The organism is Bacillus sp. EB106-07-01-XG149 (genome assembly GCF_058791555.1).
Map to the genome: position 1 here is coordinate 588,617 of NZ_JBYTDP010000001.1, position 21,818 is coordinate 610,434.

The 21,818-nt window shown below is 34.1% G+C and carries 22 protein-coding genes and 2 pseudogenes; 4 read left to right on the forward strand and 20 right to left on the reverse strand.

Annotated elements, in window-relative coordinates:
• Window positions 1-52: 52 nt before the first annotated feature.
• From AC3WTA_RS03025 to AC3WTA_RS03040, 4 genes and pseudogenes are all read right to left on the reverse strand, one after another.
• Window positions 53-310, reverse strand: coding sequence for a hypothetical protein (locus AC3WTA_RS03025; RefSeq protein WP_176547014.1), 258 nt, complete (start codon window positions 308-310; stop codon window positions 53-55).
• A pseudogene (locus AC3WTA_RS03030) lies at window positions 286-559 on the reverse strand (hypothetical protein). The gene AC3WTA_RS03025 and the pseudogene AC3WTA_RS03030 overlap by 25 nt, the downstream one beginning before the upstream one ends.
• Before the next feature lie 172 nt (window positions 560-731).
• Window positions 732-2,072 carry a DEAD/DEAH box helicase gene (locus tag AC3WTA_RS03035; RefSeq protein ID WP_002096607.1) on the reverse strand — a complete coding sequence of 447 codons (1,341 nt, stop codon included), beginning with the start codon at window positions 2,070-2,072 and terminating at the stop codon, window positions 732-734.
• A 73-nt stretch (window positions 2,073-2,145) separates the two neighbouring features.
• Entirely contained in the window at window positions 2,146-2,415 is a 270-nt protein-coding gene (locus AC3WTA_RS03040; protein WP_000054886.1) for a hypothetical protein, read from the reverse strand.
• 62 nt (window positions 2,416-2,477) lie between these two features.
• On the opposite strand from AC3WTA_RS03040, the pseudogene AC3WTA_RS03045 reads away from it, so the two are divergent.
• Window positions 2,478-3,187, forward strand: a pseudogene (locus AC3WTA_RS03045) (hypothetical protein).
• 41 nt (window positions 3,188-3,228) lie between these two features.
• Here the strand turns inward: AC3WTA_RS03045 and AC3WTA_RS03050 are convergent.
• Window positions 3,229-3,915, reverse strand: a complete 687-nt coding sequence (locus AC3WTA_RS03050; RefSeq protein ID WP_000691140.1) for an MBL fold metallo-hydrolase — start codon at window positions 3,913-3,915, stop codon at window positions 3,229-3,231.
• A gap of 245 nt (window positions 3,916-4,160) precedes the next feature.
• On the opposite strand from AC3WTA_RS03050, the gene AC3WTA_RS03055 reads away from it, so the two are divergent.
• Window positions 4,161-4,490 (forward strand): YkvA family protein, encoded by a 330-nt coding sequence (locus AC3WTA_RS03055; RefSeq protein WP_000415093.1) that lies wholly within the window; start codon window positions 4,161-4,163, stop codon window positions 4,488-4,490.
• A gap of 273 nt (window positions 4,491-4,763) precedes the next feature.
• Here the strand turns inward: AC3WTA_RS03055 and AC3WTA_RS03060 are convergent, their stop codons facing one another.
• From AC3WTA_RS03060 to AC3WTA_RS03105, 10 genes are all read right to left on the reverse strand, one after another.
• The gene (locus AC3WTA_RS03060; protein WP_000025583.1) at window positions 4,764-5,993 is read right to left on the reverse strand and encodes an MFS transporter; all 1,230 of its coding nucleotides are present in this window, start codon (window positions 5,991-5,993) and stop codon (window positions 4,764-4,766) included.
• Window positions 5,994-6,150: 157 nt separating this feature from the next.
• Window positions 6,151-6,621, reverse strand: a complete 471-nt coding sequence (locus tag AC3WTA_RS03065; RefSeq protein WP_001030911.1) for a MarR family transcriptional regulator — start codon at window positions 6,619-6,621, stop codon at window positions 6,151-6,153.
• A 241-nt stretch (window positions 6,622-6,862) separates the two neighbouring features.
• Window positions 6,863-7,864 carry a bifunctional threonine ammonia-lyase/L-serine ammonia-lyase TdcB gene (gene tdcB, locus AC3WTA_RS03070; RefSeq protein WP_000628895.1) on the reverse strand — a complete coding sequence of 334 codons (1,002 nt, stop codon included), beginning with the start codon at window positions 7,862-7,864 and terminating at the stop codon, window positions 6,863-6,865.
• Between the two features lie 107 nt (window positions 7,865-7,971).
• Entirely contained in the window at window positions 7,972-9,555 is a 1,584-nt protein-coding gene (locus tag AC3WTA_RS03075; RefSeq protein WP_000523027.1) for an aminotransferase class V-fold PLP-dependent enzyme, read from the reverse strand.
• 69 nt (window positions 9,556-9,624) lie between these two features.
• Window positions 9,625-10,173 carry a glycerol-3-phosphate 1-O-acyltransferase PlsY gene (gene plsY, locus AC3WTA_RS03080; RefSeq protein WP_000610848.1) on the reverse strand — a complete coding sequence of 183 codons (549 nt, stop codon included), beginning with the start codon at window positions 10,171-10,173 and terminating at the stop codon, window positions 9,625-9,627.
• Window positions 10,174-10,307: 134 nt separating this feature from the next.
• A complete protein-coding gene (locus tag AC3WTA_RS03085) occupies window positions 10,308-11,207 on the reverse strand; it encodes a BadF/BadG/BcrA/BcrD ATPase family protein (RefSeq protein WP_000876624.1) in 900 nt (299 codons plus the stop codon).
• Between the two features lie 9 nt (window positions 11,208-11,216).
• Entirely contained in the window at window positions 11,217-12,374 is a 1,158-nt protein-coding gene (gene anmK / locus AC3WTA_RS03090; RefSeq protein ID WP_000274958.1) for an anhydro-N-acetylmuramic acid kinase AnmK, read from the reverse strand.
• A 22-nt stretch (window positions 12,375-12,396) separates the two neighbouring features.
• Entirely contained in the window at window positions 12,397-12,663 is a 267-nt protein-coding gene (locus AC3WTA_RS03095; RefSeq protein ID WP_000511497.1) for a hypothetical protein, read from the reverse strand.
• Window positions 12,664-12,741: 78 nt separating this feature from the next.
• Window positions 12,742-14,025, reverse strand: coding sequence for a PTS sugar transporter subunit IIC (locus AC3WTA_RS03100; protein ID WP_001032306.1), 1,284 nt, complete (start codon window positions 14,023-14,025; stop codon window positions 12,742-12,744).
• A gap of 11 nt (window positions 14,026-14,036) precedes the next feature.
• Entirely contained in the window at window positions 14,037-14,342 is a 306-nt protein-coding gene (locus AC3WTA_RS03105; RefSeq protein ID WP_000865895.1) for a PTS sugar transporter subunit IIB, read from the reverse strand.
• 226 nt (window positions 14,343-14,568) lie between these two features.
• Here AC3WTA_RS03105 and AC3WTA_RS03110 point away from each other — a divergent pair, with 226 nt between their 5' ends.
• Window positions 14,569-16,128 (forward strand): glycoside hydrolase family 10-like protein, encoded by a 1,560-nt coding sequence (locus AC3WTA_RS03110; protein ID WP_033659156.1) that lies wholly within the window; start codon window positions 14,569-14,571, stop codon window positions 16,126-16,128.
• A gap of 55 nt (window positions 16,129-16,183) precedes the next feature.
• On the opposite strand, the gene AC3WTA_RS03115 is transcribed toward AC3WTA_RS03110, so the two are convergent.
• The 3 genes from AC3WTA_RS03115 to AC3WTA_RS03125 all read right to left on the reverse strand — a co-directional run bounded on the left by AC3WTA_RS03115 (window position 16,184) and on the right by AC3WTA_RS03125 (window position 19,053).
• On the reverse strand, window positions 16,184-17,017 hold the full coding sequence (locus AC3WTA_RS03115; RefSeq protein ID WP_000008384.1) for a DUF3974 domain-containing protein: 834 nt from the start codon (window positions 17,015-17,017) through the stop codon (window positions 16,184-16,186).
• A 24-nt stretch (window positions 17,018-17,041) separates the two neighbouring features.
• Window positions 17,042-18,154, reverse strand: a complete 1,113-nt coding sequence (locus AC3WTA_RS03120) for a toxic anion resistance protein (protein ID WP_000137410.1) — start codon at window positions 18,152-18,154, stop codon at window positions 17,042-17,044.
• 314 nt (window positions 18,155-18,468) lie between these two features.
• On the reverse strand, window positions 18,469-19,053 hold the full coding sequence (locus AC3WTA_RS03125; protein WP_000380142.1) for an O-methyltransferase: 585 nt from the start codon (window positions 19,051-19,053) through the stop codon (window positions 18,469-18,471).
• 311 nt (window positions 19,054-19,364) lie between these two features.
• Between AC3WTA_RS03125 and AC3WTA_RS03130 the strand changes: the two genes are divergently transcribed.
• A complete protein-coding gene (locus tag AC3WTA_RS03130; RefSeq protein WP_001100982.1) occupies window positions 19,365-19,523 on the forward strand; it encodes a hypothetical protein in 159 nt (52 codons plus the stop codon).
• 35 nt (window positions 19,524-19,558) lie between these two features.
• On the opposite strand, the gene AC3WTA_RS03135 is transcribed toward AC3WTA_RS03130, so the two are convergent.
• Together AC3WTA_RS03135 and AC3WTA_RS03140 are read right to left on the reverse strand one after the other, a co-directional pair.
• Window positions 19,559-20,428, reverse strand: a complete 870-nt coding sequence (locus AC3WTA_RS03135) for a sigma-70 family RNA polymerase sigma factor (RefSeq protein WP_000447164.1) — start codon at window positions 20,426-20,428, stop codon at window positions 19,559-19,561.
• Entirely contained in the window at window positions 20,406-21,716 is a 1,311-nt protein-coding gene (locus tag AC3WTA_RS03140) for a phytoene desaturase family protein (RefSeq protein ID WP_000680073.1), read from the reverse strand. The genes AC3WTA_RS03135 and AC3WTA_RS03140 overlap by 23 nt, the downstream gene beginning before the upstream one ends.
• Between the last annotated feature and the right edge of the window lie 102 nt (window positions 21,717-21,818).

The following is a 21,818-nucleotide window of genomic DNA, read 5'->3' on the forward strand; positions in this document are numbered from 1 at the left end:
ATACTTTTTCTCCTATTAAAGGACGGCAGGTACGACTGCTAGTCCTTTTTTCTTATATCGCATACAATCCCTTCAGGTAACTTCGTACTACATTACCTTCATCGTCGTAGTAAGCAATTTCCCAATAAGGATGGCAGTTGTGCTTCTCAAGTTCCCCATCGAGCAAAACGAACAAATTAGTTTTCCAGTTTCCAACGATCGTATCCCAATACGAGTTAAATCCTTCATAAACTTCTCTTTTTCCATTTCGATAATTGCGGAATGTGTAATGAAAATACTCGCTCGCTACATTACCTTTTCTTTCAACCAAAGTATTCTGCCGAAATAGTAGACATAATAAGTTCCGTTCTCTTTTTGCTGCAGCATAACATTCCCGTACCGTTTGAATGTGTTACGAATTTCTTTCACCAAATCGTCCAATTCTTTGTTAGCAAAAAATGTTTTCGTATCATTATACCAATTGATTTTTTCATAACCCGTATCATCATCAGGGCGCTAGTACGAATTGTTTTCTCTCGATTTTTTTTCCGATTAAATATTGTTCATACGTAAGTTGCACTTGTTCTTGAATTGCGACATGGCAGTAATACCTTTGCTCTACTGGTTTTGGACTATAAAATTCATTTTAAATACGGTGAATGAAATTTTTGCTTTTTCTCGGCATCACCCTTGTTGTCTACAAACAAAAAAAGAGCCGCAACACTTTGCGACTCTTTTTAAATAATAACTATTTAACGGCCACGTCTTTGCTGACCTTGTTTTGTACTACTTTTCTTATTACTTGGCTTATTAAATGATCGATTGTTATCATTTCTCGAACTATTTCTTGGGCCACCTTTTGAACCACTTCTTGAACCTTCACGGCTATCTCTTTGACGATATTGATCTGATTTCTTTGGAGCCGGCTTTGGTACCGGTTTTCCATTTTCATCTACACGTTTTATCTTCGGTTGTTCGATTATTTCTCTTTGCAGTGGTGCACCAAGCGTTTTTTCAATTTCTTCTAAATGTTTTTCATCTTTCGCTGCAACGAACGTAATTGCAATACCTGATCCACCTGCACGTCCTGTTCGGCCAATGCGGTGAATATAACTTTCTACATCTTCAGGAATGTCAAAGTTAAATACGTGCGTTACACCATCTACATCAAGTCCACGAGCTGCTACATCAGTCGCAATTAAGTACTGAATTTTAGCTTCGCGGAAACTCTTCATGACTCTTTCACGTTTCGCTTGAGGTATATCACCATGAAGTTCAGCACAATTATAACCTAGTCCTTTTAAATTATCATAAAGCTTACTTGCTCTAACCTTTGTACGACAGAAAATAACAGCTAAAAATGGCTGATCACGATCCATAACAAAACGAAGTGCATCTGGCTTTGCACGATCTGTCGTCTCAATGACACGCTGCTCAATTGTATTTACCGTTACTTCTTCACTTTGTACTTGAATCATTTGCGGCTCATCCATATAACGTTTCGCCAATTTCTTAATATCTTTTGGCATCGTTGCTGAGAATAACATCGTTTGTTTACTATCAGGTGTCTCATCTAAAATATCTTCAATATCATATAAGAAACCGAAATAAAGCATTTGATCCGCTTCATCTAGTACAATCGTTGAAAGATTACTTAAATCAATTGTTTCACGTCGTATATGATCTAATAATCGACCTGGTGTCGCTACAACAATATGTGTATTACCTTTTAATTTTCTCAATTGTTGTGCTACATCTTGTCCGCCATATATCGCTAGTACATTAATATCTTCTCTTTGAACAAGCATTTTTTTAATTTCAGTTGTAATTTGCAGTGCTAGTTCCCTTGTTGGTGCCACAATTAAAGCCTGAACATCACTAGACTCTGGATCGATTTTTTCTAAAATCGGTAACACGAATGCTAACGTTTTACCCGTTCCTGTTTTCGCCTGCCCAATAATATCTTTACCTGACATAATAACAGGAATTGCCTTCTCTTGAATTGGTGTTGCTTCTGTAATTCCATTTTCACGTAATGTATGATTAAAAGTTTCACTAATTCCTAATTCTAAAAAGTTTTTCAAATAGACCACTTCTTTTCCTTATTTTTCACATTAGCTTTCATTGTACCATTTGTTTCGCCAAATATGAAAAATAAAAAAATTCTTATCTTCTTTTTTTATATTCATCGTGTACTAAATGAATAAATTCTTTTTGTTTTTTCTCGGATTTTATTAATGCTTCCATATTAATAGAAGACAAAATGAACTTTTTAATTTTTCTATTATTCCAAATTAATTTTGTATACTTTGTATCTTCGTGTAGCTTTCGAAACCACTCGAATTCACTTAACTTTGCAATATGATGTTTTAATTTCATATCATTTCGAGGATAAAATAAAATTATATCCATTATTATATCAAGCAATAAACTCATCTTCTCCCCTCCTATACATATATATTTCAAATTTACGGAAATATAGTTACAGGGTGATGAAATTGACGACTACATTCATAAAGAGTTTTTGCGTATTTTTCTTACTATATTTTCAATCGAACTCAATTATTATGGCGAAGTCTCAAACAAATGTGATAAGTGAATTTAAACAAGCTTTACTCAAAAATGATAAAAAATTAATGCGGTCAAATGTAACAGAAGGGATTGAATTGCCTACTTTCCTTACAGATAAACATATTTATGAAATTAAAATAGTACCGTCTCCAAAAGAAGATACTACAATTCTTATTTCCTATTTCAAAGACACTGGTGATGAATTTACTATTGGTTGTATTTTAGAAATAGTAACAAAGAATATTAAAATATCTCGAATTAATCAAATTTATGATGGAACTAACCCTCTTATGAAAGAAGCTACTATTGTAAAAGAATATGAATTGAGGATTAAGCGGCATAGACTAACACCTACAAAATTCCCATTCGAAATTCACGAATTTCAAGGGTACATCTATAACGATTACTTAAACCTCCAATACTACAATGAAGATATTCATGGGATTTTAAAAATCACTGTTTCACCAGTTCAACATAAATTAGATCAATATGTACATAAGGGAACTAAATTTCACATTTTAAAACATAATATAAAAAAGACGGTTTTCAAAATAAAATCGCCATTGGTAACAAACTATACATAAAAAGAAAATACAGTGTTAATGATTTGATTAGAATTGCAGAATCTATGAATTAAAAAACCGATCTTTCCTATATCGAAAAGGTCGGTTTTTTAATTCATACAGTGAGTTTTCCTCCATGATAGCAATAATAACTTGCAGCTTTAAGGTTTTTAATTCTCTTTAAAGATTCTTCCGCTTTTTCTATATCTAAACAAAAATCCGGATTAGCTATTTCTAATTCACAATTATCTTGAACGGCCGCATCCCCTGTAATTACACAATTTAAATTTGGAAAATATAATGAAATATGCCCCGAAGTATGTCCTGGGGTCGCTACTATTTGACATTCATCATTCAAAATCATTTGCCCATCATATACTTTTTCATCGACGGAAATATGTCTTATATTTTTTAAGTGTTGTATAAACCACTCACCAAATTCTTTCTCTTCAATTGGCATACGTTCTAACATGTCTTCAGCTTGAACTAGTCTCTCCGATTTTATTTCACCATTTATGTAGTTGGATTCTATTTCACTAGCCATAATATTAATGTAAGGATATTTCACTTTGAAATCATATAAAGATCCTATATGATCGTCATCATAATGAGTAATAATTATATTTTTTAAGTTTTTCATCTCATACCCCTGTTTTAAAATTGCGTCTTCAATTAAAGGTAAAAAGTTTAAATAACCTGTATCTACTAAAGTTAATTCATTGTTTATTATAATTAAGCTAGGATAAATATATTGTTTTGCCCCATTAAACTCAAATTCAATTGGTAATTCTATTATCTTCATTTTTCTTCCCCCATACCCATTATTTAATGTTTAATAATAAACAAATCATCCACATACATTTTACTGTACATACTTATGTAACAAAACACCGTGAGTCGTGACATAACCAACATTCTATTATTTTGAACAGGTAATTCCTTATTTTTATGGAAATATACAATAAGATAAATAATAAAATTGATTACTTCCTCACTTTTTTGTCTATCCTTTTAAAAAATCTCTGTTTTAGTAAAAGGAGTGTTTATATGGAGAAACAGACACTTTGGAAAAAATTCAAACAAAGCTCAGCAAGCCTCGGAAAATCTAGCGTATATGAAAGTATTATTTTATACTACACAATGAGAAAAAAAGGGTTACCTACTAAAGCGAAATTTATAATTTTAGCCGCTTTATCCTATTACGTATTAACAATCGACTTCATTCCAGATATAGCTGCTATTATTGGGATTGGCTTATTAGATGATGTTTTAGCAATTGCTATAGCGCATAAGTTTGTAATGCGCCATGCGGACGCTGAAATTCGAGAGAAGAGCAAAGTAAAAATGGAGTCATTATTTACTTCAGCACAAGTATAATTATACTGTCCATTCATTTACCTAGCTTTTTACTTTCAAAAAAGCTAACTATAATTATTGATAGTTTTATTTAGCATTCACCATGAGAGCATTACAGAATAAATTCTTAATTTCTCTTAGCTCTCAACCGTAAACAAATAAGGTGTCAGTACTTGTTCCTAAGTTCTGACACCTTATTATTTGTTCTGAAATTTATCTGTTATACAATTCATTCAGGAAGGATTCCAGTAGTGACATTCTTATATGAAGAAATACCATATTAGTGCATGTAGTTTATACAGTTACATGCGTCCCCTTATACAAAACTGCTATTGCAACTACTATAAGAATCATCCCCATAAAAGCAGGTGCAGCATGACCAAGTGATACATAGATTTGCCCTCCAATAATTGGACCAATCATTCTTGCCAAAGCTTGAATAGATTGGCTACCGCCTTGAATCCTTCCTTGTTCACTAGAATCGACAGACTTTGAAAGCATCCCATTGAATGAAGGCCCGAAAATTGAGTCACCAAAACCAAACAGTAACATCCCAACGATTAGAAGAGGATATAAGGAAAATAAAGCAGATGCTGCAATAAAACTGTAGCCAATAATCTCCGAAACCATTCCAAGCATAGCTATTTGTTTATCACTAAGCTTGATCAAAAGCTTTGGCATTATAAAAGCTTGTGAAATGATATCTTGAAAGCCCATAATTGAAAACATAAGTCCGATTAGTGCAGGTTTCCAGCTAAAAGTATCCATCGTAAATTGTGTAAAAATTGCTTGTAAAGATCCGTTAGGTATCCAAAGTAAAAACGCTGAGACAAGTAACCATTTTAAGTTTTTCATGGAAAGTATGTTTGCCAGCTGTGCAAAAGGATTTAACCTTACAAAAGTAATTTCTTTTAACCTATTATTTTTGTCAAGACTCTCAGGCATATATTTCATCCCATATAAAACATTTAATAAAGTTATAAGTGCTCCGAAATATAAAGGTACAGAATGACCAAACTTTGCAAGTAATCCCCCAAGAGTTGGTCCGATAATGGTTCCTGCACCTACCACTGCACTCACCCACCCAAAATACTTCGTTCTCTGTTCTGAGGGAATGATATCTGCAAAATATGCAAAAATTGTACTGATGCTCCCGCCTGTTATTCCTTCTACTATACGTCCAGCAAATAGTACCCATAAAGCCCCTCCTATACCAAAAACTAAGTACCCGATTGCAGAACCGAAAAGGCATATTAAAAGTAATGGACGACGGCCATATTTATCGCTCAAAGCTCCGAGTGCAGGAGCAGCGAAAAACACGCAGACCGCATAAACAGAGGTCAGTAGCGTAACAACTAGAGCCTGTTCTTCTGGACTACTTATATAAGACTCCACTAAGAATGGCACTACAGGCATAATGATACTGAAACCTATACCACAAAGAAATACAGAAATAAGACCGAATATTAAAGCATGTTTATCTATGTTTTTTTCAGTTTCATTTTTTGATTTTAAAATAGACATTTAATTTCTCCCCTCAGAACATTTTATTGCTTTGTCAACAAAAATAATAACTCTGTTTTGTTGATTAGTCAACAAAAATAAAATAATAAAAAGGTAGCCTTACCGTGAATAGGCTACCTTTTTATTATTTAAATATATCTCGCATTAACAGGCAAATTTACGACTTAATATGTATACCTTGTTTCTTTATTTCTGCATCCAAATGCCTACTATACTTTTCCACGAAGTTAATAATACTGTCGAATTCCGCCTCGGTTACTTGCTCAAATACAGCTTTATCCCGTTGTTGAAACTCATTGTGCAACTCTTCGTGAATTTTATATATTTCTTTCCCTTGTTCAGTAAGCTTAAAATAGATTTCTTTTTTATTCTCTGATTTCTGGTAACTTTCGATAAGGCCTTTGTTTATGAGCTTCTTAGTCATTCTACTTATTGCACCGCGAGTCACATAAAAAGCCTCTGCAAGTTGTGTCACGTTAGAATCGGCATTGTTTTCAATGTATTCAATACAATGTACTTCAGAAGACTTAAAACCTTTAAGACCTTCTTCCATTTTATCCTTATTAAGCCAAACCATCTTATTATATAATTCCCTGAAACCGTTCATGACCTGTTCTTCCTTATTCATGGTCTATCCTCCTAACCGCTCATTCATACGTTAAAACCATTATAATAAATTTCTGTTTCCGTTTCGACAATATTGATATAATTATTTGAGTTATCTATGAAAGTAGACGATAAAATATAATAATTCACTATACGGAAAATAAAGCATGTATATTATAATATGCCCTACACGGTAAACAAAAAGTAAGAGCTAAGATTAGTTGTCTTAGCTCTTCTTCCATAAAATTTATGTTTTTTAAATACTATTTCACTTCATTGGCTACAAAAAATTGCTCACAAACACTGGAAATGCGCTGCAAGTCTACGTTTCCACCAGATATAACCGCGACTACCTTTTTCCCTTTAATATATGGATCCACTTTCCCTGCAAGTAGAGCAGCAGTAGCTAATGCACCAGCACCTTCTACAACAGCTTTTCCACGTTGTAATAAGTCTTTCATCGCTACTTCTAATTCACCTTCTGACACTGTTACGATATCATCTACTAATTCGTTTACAACTTCAAAAGTTAAATCGCCTGGTATTTTAACTGCGCAACCATCTGCTATAGTAGGTGCCTCATAATGTTCTACAATCGTGCCTTTGTCATAAGATGCCTTCATCCCATGAACATTTTCTGCTTGGACACCAATTATATTAATGGATGGATTAAAAGATTTTAATGCAACAGCAATACCAGAAATAATGCCACCTCCACCAATTGGTACAATGACAGTATCAACATCCCACATATCATCAAGAATGTCCAAACCAATTGTACCTTGACCAGCCATTACCTCTACATCATCATATGGATGTAAATATGTTTCACCTGTTTCTCTTATAATCTCCTCACATTTTGCCTTCGCATCATCAAAAGTTTCACCGTATAAAACAACTTCTGATCCATATCCTCTAGTAGCCTCAACTTTCGCTAAAGGCGCAGAAATTGGCATTACAATTTTACTCTTAATACCAAGCAAATGAGCAGATAAAGCAATACCTTGTGCATGATTACCTGCCGAACAGGCAATTACTCCTCGGTCTTTTTCTTGATCTGTCAACTGTGACATTTTATTAAATGCACCACGAAATTTAAAAGAACCCGTTAATTGCATATTTTCTAATTTCAAGTGAATTTCTCCACCTGTTTTACTAGTCAAATAAAAAGACTTTACTAATGGAGTTTTACGAGCATTTCTGTCTAGAATGTTTTGAGCTTTTTTAATGTCTGCTATATGTAATGGTAGTTTTTTAGTTATCATACTAATACCCCCTTCTCATGATTTATGATTTACTATTTGTCTCATTCCTAAGTTTTCGTAGGCAATAACTCCTTTATACGCAACCAACCCTGTTAAAAAATCATTCCTCATATATGTACGCTATTATTTACTGTACATATATGCAAACAATTCAACATCCTCTTCATATCACGTTCTTTGTAATGATTCAGGCATGCAATTTGGATCCAGTTATTCTTTTGTAAATACGCTGATTCATAATGGACGATATATCCTTGTAGCGCTAACATATCACCTACCGCTTTAGAAGAAAGACCTTCGCTTAATTGAATGGTAAGTATAACTGATGCAGCATGTTCTTTAGGTGAAACAAGATTTAAACCCATATTAGTAATAGTTTGTTCAATATATGCATACGTCTCGTTTATTTTTTCAAATGCTTTTGCATCTTCAAATCTCTTTAATGCTTCTTGCAGTGCATAAATTAAATTCCATGAATGAGAATATGGAATACTGTCATTTTCTTCGTACATGCCAATGTCCATATAGGCCGGTAATGCCTCATTTACTTTCACATTGTGATTATAAAAAACGAAAGATAATCCAGTAAACGATTTAATTGCCTTTCCACTTACACCGCTTGCAAAATATACACCTTTCAAATCTATCGGTATTGCTCCAATTGAGCTAATGCAATCTACACATAGTTTCACTTTATACTTTTCACAAAAAACATTTAGTTCGTCTAAATCATTTAACATTCCGGTTGATGTTTCATGGTGAACAAACCAAAGCCATTCATAATTGCCAGTTTCCATTATTTGTTCTAATTCTGTATAAATAAATGCTTCTCCCATTTCTTTTTTATACGTATCAAAATGTAATTGCGCGCGTGCTGCATGTCCAACTAATCTATTACCAAATTCCCCATTTGTTAATACTAGTCCTTTCCCTTTTAAAGAACGTAACTGTAAAGCAATGGCATCATTTGCTAACGTCCCTGTTCCTAACATAAGTTGTACATGCTTTGCTTTTGTCATGTGAAGTAACCGTTTTTTCACATTGTCCATTGTCATTTGAAATGACTTAGAACGATGCGAAATAGGCTTAGTAGAAAATGCCTTTCGAACATTTTCTTCAATATCTACTGGACCAGGTAAAAACGAATATTCTTTCGTCATAACCCCTCCAACGCTCGACGCTTCAAACATAGCAGGCGTAACATACATTGGCTGGAAGGCTGCTTCTTCTGTACCAACTAACGTATGGAAAGATTTGAATCCCATTTGCTCATATAAAGGTAGTTCACGTGTTGTAGCAGAAATGAGTGCCAATTCATATCCATTTAGAAGCAAATAACGATGTAAAAAGCGAATTAAACCTAACAACGCTCTTCCATTTCTATATTCACGTTCTACTGAAAGTAAACGAATTTCATATACGTTTTCTCCATGTTCTTGCAAATAATAATCTAGATTTGGAATTTTATTATCTAACGAGAATGGTCGTTTTCCTCGCAATGTAACCATACCTACTAACTTATCGTCATCTAAACAAATTAAATATGTATTTTCTTCATGGAAACGATCTATACGAACACGCTCTTGCGTTTCTTCATGTTGCGGAATTTCTTCTACAAATGTTTTATAATTCAACTTATGTATACTTTCAAATTCCCAAGCTTGATCAGCAACTTTATAAATTAACCCCATGTTGTATCTCCTTTATGTATTTAATAAAAATTATAAGTGGAGATTAACTCCACTTATAAAAAGTTCATTTCATTCTCGATTTACATATAAAATAAGTACAATTATAAGTGCACTTAATATAGTCGTAACAATAGAGTAAGAATACAAAATCATGCAAACTGGTAAACAAGCGATTGTAATTAGTCCTGGCTTAGTAAATCCTTTAAAGATTAAATAAAATATAATGAAAACAGCAACAAGGGTAAGCGCTATCAAATAATCAAATGCAATTAATCCTCCAATAAATGTTGAAATGCCTTTTCCGCCCTTGCCTTTAAATATAATTGGGTAAATATGTCCAAGTAAAACAGCCAGTAAAGCTAACATTACAAATGTAGAATCTCCAAAAAGGTATTTTGCAATAGAAACTACGATTGCCCCTTTGATCGCATCACCTAAAAATGTAGCGACGAAATACCCTTTTCCATATACCCGCCCCATATTTCTTGCGCCAGGATTACCGCTTCCTTCCTGCCGAATATCAACATTATGTTTCCATTTCGTCACTATATAAGCGGTCAATATGTTTCCAAATAAATAAGAAGCCACCAAATACAAAAATTGCATACTATTAATCATGTAATCATTCACTTTCTACATGGGAGTACTTATACAATATTCAATGACCATGTATATTGTACTTTTCTTACTTTACATCCCTTTATACATTTTAACATCATATTTTTACAAATCATACAAAAATTCTCATATAGCTATTTATTAAAATATAAATTCTTCATTAAGTAATAGGTTCCTTTCACTGCTAGTTCTGATGGTGATACAAATATAACTTCTCCCATACTTTTCTCGCAGCATTTCTTAAATTCAGCATATATTTCAGGAACGAAACGTAATATACTGCCACTTACTGCAATTGAAGTTGATAAATCAAACTGCATCTTATTGTAAATATTCACCGTAATTCTCGTTAATTCCGTAGCCGCTTGCACCATAATTTCACGTGCGTCATCATTCCCATTTCTCGCTTCCTCAATAATGAATGGTGCGATTGCTGCAACTTTATCTTTTGAAAAACTATATACTAGTCTTTTTATATGAGACGATGTCAAAAGTTGAAACTCTTCTTGAATTCTTACGCTTAATGGGCAAAGTGTAACTCCTTGATCAAATTGATTTGCCATTCTCTTTAAACCTTGTAACGCAATCCAATATCCGCTTCCTTCATCTCCTAAAATATGTCCCCATCCCCCACTATACTCGTACACTTCCCCTTTCTTTCCTATACAAATCGCACCTGTACCGCCAATTGTTAAAATTCCATCCTTTCCTTTTAAAGCAGCTGCATGAGCAATCATTGCGTCATTAAAAACTTCAATTTGTGTTCCGTACTTCTTTTTCAGACGTAATGTTAATTCATTTGTATTTGCTCCGCTTACACCCGCTAATCCTAAACAAATACAAACGCAATGCCCATTTAATAAACCTTTTTGGCATTGATCAATCGCTTCCATACTATGAAAAAGTGCTTCTTCAAAATCTATTAATATATTTCCAAAACCACTCGTAGCCCTTTCAAGTTCACTTCCGTCTTGATCAAATGCAATTGCTTCTGTCTTTGTTCCCCCGCCGTCTACTCCAATCATATATTTCATATGTTCGCCTCATTCTCTTCGAATTGGAGGGAATGTTATATTCCCTAAAACTACAGATTGCTTTGCACCTGTTGCACTTGGCACATTACTCGGATTACGATGATACGTTTCGTTTGCTAAAATGGCAAAGGCGATTGCTTCTTTCGCCTCTGAAGAATAGCCTATATCTTCTTGAATGAATATGGCGCATTTTTCATCCTTCAATCCATACCGTATCATTTCAACAAGTGTACGATTATAACTGCCACCACCGCCTAAAATCACCTCATCGATTTCATAATACGGCAGAATAAACTCCTTATACTGATAAACAATTGAACTTGCTGTAAACATCGTGACAGTCGTCACTATATTTTCTTTACTATGCTTTTCATACCGCTTCAACAACTCACTGACAAATTCTTCTCCAAACTGTTCTCTACCAGTTGATTTCGGTGGATTCATTTTCAAAAATGGATGGTTCATACAATAGGTCAATATTTCATCTACAACTACTCCCTGTTTTGCAATCTCACCATTTTGATCATATGATAACTGAAATAGCCTTTGACATATTTCATCAATTACCATATTCCCTGGACCAGTATCAAAAGCTATAACGTTCTTATCACTTAGGTGACTTGGTATTACGGTAACATTACCGATCCCGCCAATATTTTGTAATAGTCTATTTTTAGTTGGATGACGATACAAAATAATCTCTGAATATGGTACAAGTGGTGCACCTTGTCCCCCTGCTGCGATATCCATCGTTCGAAAATTAGAAATAACCGTCGTATTCGTTTTATATGCTATAACTGCTGGTTCTCCAATTTGCAATGTGGAAGGAATCATATTACCATCTTGCTTTGGCTGATGATAAATCGTTTGTCCGTGAGAACCAATTAAATTTAATTGTCCCAAAGGAAAATTGGCCTCTTTACAAACTTCCCTTACAGCATTGGTGAAGCATAAACCGAGTTTGAAATTTAAACTGCATATGAGTTGTACATTTGAATTTTCTATTGATAATGCCTGCTGGATCTCATTTTTCATATCATTACAAAATGGAACTGTAGTAAAATGGATGAGTTTGACCTTAGACTCTACACCACTCCCCTCTATATGAACGAGTGCTACATCTATTCCGTCTAACGAAGTACCGGACATTATCCCTGCAATATACATAACATGCATGACCTCCTATTTACTAATAAACAATCATGTAAGTTACAAACGTACAACCGATGGAAAATAATATAAATCTATAAAACAACTGAGCTTTCGATGCAAACGATCCATCAATGAAAGAAACAACTACTGTAAGCAAAATACTTGCCGCAATGCTTGTAACGAGCCATATACTATGCATTTGTGATAAATGTAGCATTCTTAATAAAGGTACGAAAAGTAAATTCGCACATACCACTCCAAATAATAATAAAAATACACCTTTATAACTAAATTTTATACCCATTCCATTTCACCCTCTCTGGACTTCATGTGAAAGAAGTGATAGACAAAATGCCTATCACTCAAAAATAAAATATAAAACTTACGGATTAACAGATTCCCCATCACCATTTTTCTCAATTTCAAGCATGTTTTTGTCGTACATTTTAAAGAATGGTAAATAAATAAGGAATGATATTGTTATGTTTATAAATACGAGTACAATCGCTCTCCAATCCCCACCTGTTGCTAAATATGCACCAATTGGAGCTGGTAATGTCCATGGAGGCATTATATGTGTTGGTGTAACAAACCCCATCGCAGTTGCTGAGTATGCAATAGTTGCTGTTACTAGTGGTGTAATGATAAATGGGATAATTAATATTGGGTTTAGTACGATTGGTAATCCAAAAATAACAGGTTCATTAATATTAAAAATACCAGGTACAATACAAGTTCTTGATAATGCCTTCGAATATTTTGATCGACCAAATACAATCATAGCTAATACAAGTCCTAACGTCGCACCAGAACCACCAATCCATATAAACCATTGGTATAATGGTTCTGGTGAAATGAATGGTAACTGATTTGCGCCACTAGCAACTGCTTCACCATTTTTCCCTAAATATACTTCCCATAATGGCCGGGCAACAGTTCCAACAACCGACACACCATGAATTCCGAATGACCAAAAAAATGTAATTAAAAATACTGGAATGATTACACCGAAGTAACTATCACCAGCTTTTACTAACGGTGCCGCTAATTTATCAACTACATGATGTAAATCAATACTAAAAACGACAGTTACTAAACTCATTAAAATAATAACGAATGCAGCAGGTATAAGTGCTTCAAACGAACGTGAAACAGACGGCGGTACTTGTTCTGGCATTTTAATCATTACATTTTTCGTCTTACAAAATCTTAAAATCTCAACTGATAAAATAGAAACAATCATTGTCACGAATAATCCATGACCTCCGAGATTTGTCATCGGAAGCATAAACCCTTTTTTATCAATTAATTCAGGCGTTAATGTTAATAGTAATGAACATACTGCAAGCTGTGCTCCTGATAAAGCATCTAGCTTATAACTTTTCGCTAAATTATACCCTATTCCAAATGCTATATATAAAGACATAATAAACATCGTTAAACGATATGGTATTAATATACTTGTTTGATTTTTTAATGCCCAAACAGATATGAAACTATCTTTCGGTAATGGTGGAAATGCTACGATTAAAAAGAAACTTCCTACAATAATAAATGGTAACGCTGAAATAACTCCATCACGGATTGCTTGTAAATGCCTCTGTTCAGAAAGCCTTGCCATCGGTCCAGATAAGTTTCTATCAAGAAACGTGACAAATTTATTCATAACGCTTCCCCCTAACTAATTAAATCATTTACAGTTTTTAATAAAGTCGGTCCGCCAAGCGGCGTGTATGCTTGTGGCGGTATGATACCGCACGGGATAGATTCCTCTTCTGCGAATTTTTTAACAGAGTCAAATCTATGTCTTACTTGAGGTGCAACCATTACAACGTCCCAGCCATTCTTTACTTCTTCCTCTATCTCACTTGTTCCAATGGCATGGACTTCCATGTTTACACCTTTTTTCTCCGCCTCTTTTTTTAAAGCGTTTACAACAATTGCACTGGACATCCCTCCAGAACAAACGAATAAAACCTTCATTTATTAATCCTCCTATACTTATAAATTATCCCCTTCGGATGAAAGGAAGTTTCACTTTACTAACAAGCATATGAAGAAGTAAAAGAATTTAGTTATATTGAAAGTAAATTTCAGTAAAAATATTTTTCCTATTAAATTAATGTTTCAATATTTATTTTTCTCAATTGTAAGTACAACCTCACCTCGGATATCATATTAGCTAACCATATAATAGGGAGGCGTATAAATAATCATGAAACGTTTATTAGTGATATGTTGTATCGTCATCTTTTTTATTCCTTTCTCTTTCATTTCTCCTCACTCTACTTACGCTGAAGTAAATACTACGTATAAAAAACACGAATTACGTGCTGTATGGATTGCTTCTGTACTTAATATTGACTGGCCCTCAAAAACTGGCTTACCTATCGCAAATCAAAAACAAGAGTTTATTAGATTATTAGACGATGTAAAAAACATTGGTATGAATGCAGTTGTTGTACAAATAAAACCAACCGCGGATGCTTTTTACCCTTCCAATTACGGTCCTTGGTCAGAATACATTACAGGTACACAGGGAAAAGATCCCGGATACGACCCGCTCGCATTTATGATTGAAGAAGCACATAAAAGAAATATAGAATTCCACGCATGGATTAATCCATACCGAATAACGATGAATCACACTGATATAAATCGATTATCGGATAACCACCCTGCAAAACAGCATCCGGATTGGGTTGTACCTTATGGAGGAAAGTTATATTTCAACCCTGGTATTCCAGAAGTGAAAAAATTTATTACAGAAGGCGCTTTAGAAATCGTACAAAATTACGATATTGATGCTTTGCATATGGATGATTATTTTTATCCATATAAAGTAGCTGGTGAAGAATTCCCCGATCAAAAAACGTTCGAAACGTATAATAATGGTAGATTTACAAATATAGAAGATTGGCGACGTGACAATGTAAATGAACTTGTCAAAGGTTTAAATACTGCTATAAAACAAGAAAAATCATACGTAAAGTTTGGCATAAGTCCGTTCGGCGTATGGCGAAATATAGCCGACGATCCAACTGGCTCTAACACAACTGCAGGCCAAAGAAACTATGATGACCTTTATGCTGATACACGTGAATGGATACAAAAAGGTTATATTGATTACATTACACCGCAAATATATTGGAATATTGGTTTCACACCAGCTGCATATGACATATTAGTAGATTGGTGGGTAAAAGAAACAAATAATAAACCGATTCACCTATACATCGGTCAGGCAGCCTATAAAATTAATAATAATTCTGTCCCAGCTTGGTCTGATCCTGAAGAATACCCAAGACAAATTGCATTAAACCGGTTATATCCTGAAATAAAAGGTAGTATGCATTTTAGCTTAAAAGATATGAATAACAATCCACTAGGAGTTAAAGATAGACTCTCAAAAGACATATATAAACATCCTGCATTAATCCCATCTATGCCTTGGCTTGATCATGATCCACCAAAACAACCGACTTTAAAAGGTGCTATTCCAAGAGATGAAGGTATTGCTGTAGGTATCATTGATGATAGAGAGAATGACACTGCGTATTACGCCATTTACCGTGTAAAGGGGAAAAATGAAGTGGATACAGAAAATCCAAAAAATTTACTTACTGCTGTAAGAAAAACAAAGCTCGGAGAAATTTATGTAGATAAAACAGCTATTTCTGGAGAAACGTATACGTATGTAGTAACTGCAGTCGATCGATTGCATAATGAAAGTGTTGCATCTAGTCATACAACCGTTAAAGCAAAATAACAACTAATAAAAAAACGCCTTAAAAGCTAAGCACTATAGCTTTAAGGCGCTTTTTTTATTTATTCTTAAACTTCTCAGTCGCTGCTCTCATCTTCACATTCAAATCGTGATCAATCGAGTCACGAATATCTCGCTCGACTACTTCCATTTCTTTTTGGAAATTTTGCAAGTAGATTTTTAATTCTTCTTCTTTTTCTGGTCGTTGTGAAGGAGGTAATTGTACGACTAACGATAGCATAGCTGTTAAATCTTTCATTAAAAACGTTTCAAGTTTATGTTGTTGTTCAAACATACGCTGCTCCTGATAATACGGCAAGGCATTTAATACTGAAATTGTAATTTCATCAACCGTTCTTTGTAATGAAGGGTTGATTGAGCGCTTATACGTTTGAATTGTATTTAATGCATCTGGATATCGATCATAAAAATACAATTTATAAAACGAAAGGTCTGATGGTTTTACTGTTTGCTGCGTTTCTTGTCTTAAAAAATCTTTTACTTTCATCGCCGCTACATCAATATCTTCATTTGTAAGTTTTTTCGTTGTTTTCGCCATTACATGTACTTTTTTCTGTTTTTCTTTCGGTAACATTGAGAATACTTGCTCTCTCGTACGTTGACCCGATGCACAGAAAAGAGTGTTTAATGTATATTGTTCTTTCTTTCCTTCCGTACGAATCCAGCGATAAAAGAGTGGGTGTTGTGTAAATTCTTGTAGAAACGGTAATGATTTATTCGATAACTTATCTAAAGAATCATGTGCTCTTTTATATGGTTTCGTCCATGAAAAATACAGTTTACGTCCGAAATATACAACTAAAACAACGACAGTAAATGCGATTAAAAGCAATGTACCCAATAGTACTAATACTGTTTGAATAAAACTCATTTTTTCACCTCCTCTAAAAGTCTGTTATTTCCTTGGACGCTGAATGAGTTTTTGTTTCATTTCATCATTAAATGTGTCTAATTCAATTACAAACTTCTTACTTGACTCGATAATACGTTCTGATGATTTCTCAGAAGCTTCAATCGCAGCAAATACATTTTGGAATGATTCACGTAATTTATCCATGCTAATAGCAGGATTTTCAAGAAGTTTTGTTGTTTCTTCTGTATTTTGTTTTAATGCTTGTGAGTTACTTAATACCATTGATTCAATTGCTTCATTTGTCGCATTCACTGCATCAATTGTTTTACGCTGATTTGTTAACGCTAGCTGGATAGCAGCTGAAACTGTTACAACGTTTTGCGTCATCGTAATTGCATTACGAATTGCCTCTGTTAACTTTTCATTATTTTTCTTAATAATGTCTACAGATGCGATAGATTGTAATAGCACACTTTTCGCTTGCTGCATATTTCGTGTACGTACTAGAATTTTTTCTAATGCATCGTTAATTAATGGAATATCTCTTTGACGTTCTGGATTTTGTTTCTCAGCTTCCAGCATACCAGCGAGTTTTCTTCCTAAGTATACTTGTTTATCAAGAGCGTGAATTTTATCGTGCGATTGTTCTTTAAGCATTTCAAGACCAACTGTATCTTCTTGTAAGTTGTCACGACCAATTAGAAGGGATCTTATAATCTCTTCAATTTGTTTATCTATAGATTGATATTTATGCACGTATGTTTCAAGTGGATTTTTCTTGAATACTTTAAACATAATTTTCTTCATACCACTTGCTTTTAATGAATTCGGATCAAGCTCTGATACCACTTTGCGTAATTCTAACAATGTATTTGGAATTTCTTCATTCTTTCCATTCATCATCGCTGTTACAGGACGTTTTAATGCTGATAACGTTTGTCCTGCTGCTTGTTGCTCTTTATCCCCTAAATCTCCTAGCTGTGACAATACTTTTGATAAATCCGTATTTTGCTCGCTATTTAATTTTTGTACATAAAGATCAGCTTCTTTATTCAGTTCCTCTAATTCTTGATCTTTTATAACTGTATCTACTACTACTTCTACATTATTATCTTTCACAATGGATACAGGTTCTTTTTTCTCGAGTTCAGTCAACAAAATCGCTCCTTTATTTATATGTGCGAATTTATATGCACTATATTTCATCTATTATATCGTATTTCATATACATTCTAACTGCTTGAAATCGATTTTTTTAGAAATGCCTGTTTATGCAGTCATTCCCTGTTTCTTACTATAAGTATACCTGTTCTCAACATTATTTTCCTCAGACTTAAGACCTAGAGAACAACATGCTGAAGGCGGATTCTTCGTATGTTACGTATATAAATTACGTCCTTCCCATCTTACTGTACTCAATCTTTTGACATACACCCTTTTTCAATGTGATAATTATATTACGCTCAATCCTAACTCTTCTTAAGCGCTACAAATGCTCCATTTTGAAATGCCAATAAGACCGTTTCAAACATTTCATCTTCTTCAATCATTTTTCTAAACTCGGCTAATTCGCTTGCATGAGAGGTTGCGTTATCAACAACAAGAAAACCCTTTGGTTGTAAAATGCGTTTTATATGCTCAAGCCACCACATGTATTGCGTACGCTCTGAATCTAGGAAAATAAAATCAAATGAGTGATCTAATTGCGCATCTAAAAATGCCCCTGCTTCTTGATTATGAACATCAATCCTTTGTAAAAGGTTTGCCTTTTCAAAATTGACAAGTGCCTCTCCAACTCGTTCTGAAGAAAGCTCTACAGTTGTTACATTTCCATTTGTTTCTTCTACCGCATTAGCTAACCACAATGTAGAATAGCCATTAGAAGTTCCGATTTCTAAAATGTTTTTTGCGCTACACCCTTTTACTAAAATCGATAAAAACTGCCCCATCTCACGAGTAATATTCCGTAACTTTTCTTCCCGTGTTTTTTTATTTCGATCATGCTCTTCTCCATATTGTTCAAGTTGAAATAATAATGAATCTAACGTATCCATTTTTTCATCGCCTTTCCAAAGCAATATGATGAAAAAGCTCTTGCTGCCCGTCTACTTTCATTATATGCGAAACAAAAACCTTTTTCTCGTTATATGACAAAGATTTGAATTTTTTTATAGCATATTGTTTCGTTTTTTGGTAAAGTTAATTTCTACGTGCAATTATTCCATTCATACTATTTTTAATTCAATTGCAGTTATTAAAAAATATAAACCCCAATTAAATGAATCGGTATTTCAAATTCAATTAAGCGCCCTTTCCGGACGCATTTTCTTTTGTTTATATATTTCTAGAAGAAAGGATGCTTACAATGAACGTGATTAGCTTAGATGCTGCTCGAAAGCGCAAAGAGCATAAAAAATTAATGATTACTATACCGATTATTTCACGTATTTATGAAGAAGATGGGGAAATTAAATTTGAGGTAGCAGGCGAAAAAGATGTACCTCTTGAAATGTTAGAGAAATAAAAAAAAGACGCACTTCTAAAGAAATGCGTCTTTTTTTATACTGTTACATTTAAGTGCATAAGTTTTTCAGGATTAACCATCATATAAATGTTTGAGATTTTCTCATTTTCAAATGTAAATGAAAGCACATAAGTCACTTTATTATTTACTTTAACAATAACACCTGGGGCACCATTTACCATCTTATAATCAACATTGTACTCTTCCGGGAACTTCTTCCCAATTCCAAAGAATAAACGTATAATTCTATCTGCAGAATAGATTGGATGGATTGCAGTTGTAGCTTTACCACCACCATCAGCTTTTAATATCGCATCTGTTTTTAATACTTCTAACATGCCTTGCGCATCCCCACACTGCAATGATGATACAAATTTCTCCACATAGGCAGCCATCTTCTTCGTACTTAATGTTGACTGCTTCGGCTTATCCAAAATACTTTTTCGTGCACGTTGAAAGATTTTTCGGCAGTTCGCATTACTCTTATCTACAATTGAAGCGATTTCTTCGTATTCATAACTGAAAACCTCTCTTAATATGAAAACAACTCTCTCTACCTCAGACAATTGTTGTAAAAGTAATAAATATGCCGTAGAAATTGATTCTTTCATTACAAATGACTCTGATGGATCATCAACCTCTTCCACAAATGGCTCTGGCAACCACATTCCGACATATACGTTCCGTTTATGTGCTGCCGAACGTAATTTGTCAATTGAGCGATTTGTTACCATTTTACATAAATAGGCTCTCATATTTTCTATAGATTGAACGTCCTCTATATTATTAAGTGATATAAATACGTCATGGACGATATCTTCAGCATCCATAACACTCCCAAGGATTCTATATGCTAACGAAAATAATAATGATTGATACGTTTCATATAATTGCTCCGTTTCCATGATGAATTGCCTCACTTTCGGATTGCTTTAATATGTGTAACGCTGCACGTTTTCCGCTTGCTACCGCAGCATCAGCTAATATTTCATCATGTCCTAACCAATCTCCTGCAACGTAAACACCTGGCATTCCAGGTATATTAGGGCCTGGTTTTTCAACACGGTCAATATGAGGAAAATCATATACTACCGTTATTTTCGGTAAATATTGCTGTGCAACAACTTCCCTTTCCCAATTCGGATGTAATAATTCCATCGTATTTTCTAACTGTTCTTTATCATCTTGAATATGATTTAGCTCAAACACAGGGGTATGATACTTAATTAGACTTACTGCAATTGATCCGTCTTCACTTAATTTAGCTGCTCTCGATTGATTTGTATAAAATATAGGTTGATCTAAGCCTAATACAAATTGATGTGTAGGATTGGGTAATCGTCTCAAACCAATATCTAATGCAGCAACGGTAACCGGTACTGATTGTTCACTCCATCTATGCAAACTTGTTCCTTCCGCACCTTTTATAATTTTACAAGCTTCTTTCGGTGGAGTTGTTACAATGACTGCACCTGCTTCAAATACTTCATCGTCAAAACATTGTATTCTTTGTTTCCCTTCACAATGCTGTATTTTCAAAACATGCTTTTTAGCCAGAAATTGCACACCACTAGTACTTGCTATATTCCTTAAATTTGTTATTATCGTCTCCCAACCGCCATCTACATAAAGTACTCCTTCTTTCATAGAAAGCTGTATTTGCTTTAGTACAGAAGATGCTAATTGTATTGTAGGAGCATACGTATATGTTGTTGTTCGGCATAATGCATAAAATATATTTCGAACCATTGGATCTTTAATTTCATTTTCTGCCCATGTAGTTAGGCTCATTTTCGGAACTTTTCCTACATCTAAGTTTCCTAAATGAATCATAAGACGAGCGAACTGTACTTTTGTAGACCATGAAAGTAACGGTGTTGATAAAATGGAGCGAAAATCTGTTGGAATGGTATAAATATCCCCTTTCCATATTCCATGTGCTTTTGTAGATGGGATTTCACCTGGAAGATTTACTCCTAGCTCATTAAAAGCTAAAAACGCTTCTCCACCTCTATATAGAGCATGTGCACCAAGATTCATACAAATGCCGTTTTTATTTATTGTCATCCCTCGACCACCGAAGTGACTGGACTTTTCTAATACAATAACTTTCCTTCCAGCTTTCGCTAAATATATAGATGCTGTTAATCCAGCAAGCCCACCACCAACAATTGCTACATCAAAATGTTTCATAACAAAATCCCTCCTTATACGTTCTACATACAAGACGAACGATTAAGGGGGGATGTGACATTCAGTTACACATAATTTATTTCATCTAACCACTTTATTGCA